The 1982-nt window shown below is 65.0% G+C and carries 1 protein-coding gene and 1 tRNA gene; one reads left to right on the forward strand and one right to left on the reverse strand.

Annotation, left to right across the window (positions count from 1 at the left end):
- Window positions 1–50 precede the first annotated feature (50 nt).
- A tRNA-Met gene (locus tag C9E82_RS23815) sits at window positions 51–127 on the forward strand.
- Here C9E82_RS23815 and C9E82_RS23820 read toward each other — a convergent pair.
- Window positions 84–1832, reverse strand: coding sequence for a recombinase family protein (locus C9E82_RS23820; RefSeq protein WP_342354330.1), 1749 nt, complete (start codon window positions 1830–1832; stop codon window positions 84–86). The genes C9E82_RS23815 and C9E82_RS23820 overlap by 44 nt on opposite strands.
- Between the last annotated feature and the right edge of the window lie 150 nt (window positions 1833–1982).

A 1982-nucleotide genomic window follows, 5' to 3' on the forward strand; every position in this document is an offset into this window, starting at 1 on the left:
CTCTCTGATACGAGAAAATACCGCACCGCAAACCACGCGATGCAGATCGGCGCGGGGTAGAGCAGCCCGGTAGCTCGTCAGGCTCATAACCTGAAGGTCGCAGGTTCAAATCCTGCCCCCGCAACCACTGAGACCAACACTCCCGAGCGGATCCCGCCGGGAGTTTTGTCTTTTGTGCCGGTCTTTCCCTCCTGACGCGCCACCCATTCCAGAATGGTCGCCAGGTCGCCGTGCAGCCGGGCGTAAACCTCGCCTCGATTCGGCCCCGGCGTCAGCACGATCTTCTCGATCAATACGCGAAGCTGGTCGGCGGATTCGGCTCGGGTCTCGGGGTGGTTCAGCGCTTCGGAAAGTTCGGCGACACGCCGGGCGTAGATCTGCGCCGCCGCCGGCAGGATGTCGGGTTGGTCCTGCGGGACGTTTTGCAGCAGATCCGTCAGTTCGGCCTTGCGTGCCTCCAGCTTGTCCATCTCGCCCTTCATGCTCGGATGGAACATGCCGGCCTTGATCGCCTCGATGATGCCACGAATGTCCTTCTCGACCTTGGCCAGCTCGCTACGCCAGGCATTGCCGTTGCTGCGCCGCTCGCGGTTGAGCCGGTTCATCTCCTCGGCATAGGCCTTCATCGCATCGGCGGCGATCTCGGGCGCCATCAGTTTTATCTGGATGCCCGCAAGGACGCGGCTCTCGAGTTCCTGCTGGCGGATCGTCACCTTGTTGGCGCAGATGCCCTTGCTGATATGGTTCGAGCAGGCGAAGCGGCCGGCGCCGCGCAGCGAGTAGGGGCCGCCGCAGCAGCCGCAGAACACCAGGCCCGAGAGCAGCGACTTCGGGCGGTGCGTCGCGTTGAGCCGGTTGTTGCGGTGGTGCCTGCGAACCGCCTCGGTGACGTTGACGTATTTCTCGGCGATTTCCGCCTGCCGGGCCTTCACCGCATCCCAGAGGGGCTGCTCGATGATGCGCAGTTCCGGCACCTCGGTGGTCACCCATTCGGATTCCGGGTTCATGCGCGAGACGCGCTTGCCGGTGCGGGGATCCTTGACATAGCGCATGCGGTTCCAGACGAGGCGGCCGATATAGATCTCGTTGTTGACCAGCCCGGTACCGCGCTTGACGTGGCCGCGGATGGTGGTGTCGCCCCAGGGCTTGCCGCCGGGGCCGGGCAGGCCTTCGTCGTTCAAGGTCTTGGCGATGGTCTTGGGGCCGATGCCGGCCGCGAAGTCGCGGAAGATGCGGCGGACGATCTCCGCCTCCCGCGGCTCGATCTCGCGGTCGCCGCGGATCAGGTCGCCACGGGCGTCGAGTTGCTTCACCACCCGGTAGCCGTAGGAGATGCCGCCGCCGGATTTGCCGTCCTCGACGCGGCCGCGCAGCCCGCGATGGGTCTTGGCGGCGAGGTCCTTCAGGAACAGCGCGTTCATCGTGCCCTTGAGTCCGACGTGCAACTCGCTGATCTCGCCCTCGGCGAGGGTGAAGATGGGCACGCCGGCGAATTGCAGATGCTTGAACAGGGTCGCGACATCGGCCTGGTCGCGGCTGATCCGGTCCAGCGCTTCCGCCAGCACCATGTCGAACTGGCCCGCCTGTGCATCCTGTAACAGCGTCTGGATGCCGGGGCGCAGGATCATGCTGGAGCCGGAGATGCCAGCATCCTGGTACATGTCGACGATCCGCCAGCCCTCCTTCTTCGCCCGGTCGCGGCAGATGCGGAACTGGTCCTCGATCGAGGCTTCGCGCTGCTGGTCGGAGGAATAGCGGGCATAGAGGGCGATGCGGGTCATGGCGGGGCTCCCGGGTTCGATCTGCGACGGCGGCGGCGCCTGTCGCCGCATTGGTGTTTTGTGCCCGGCTACCGGGTGTCCGTCGTCAGAACATTTGGCTCAGATCGGGGCTTAGATTAGCGGAGAGCGGGCCTCGTCTTGGGGTTGATGTTATGCGGCGAGCTTGCGGTGCTGCAAGCGCCGATGTTCGATGGTCTTTCG

This window comes from Paracoccus sigandri, from assembly GCF_003709565.1.
GTDB classification, from domain to species: domain Bacteria; phylum Pseudomonadota; class Alphaproteobacteria; order Rhodobacterales; family Rhodobacteraceae; genus Paracoccus; species Paracoccus siganidrum.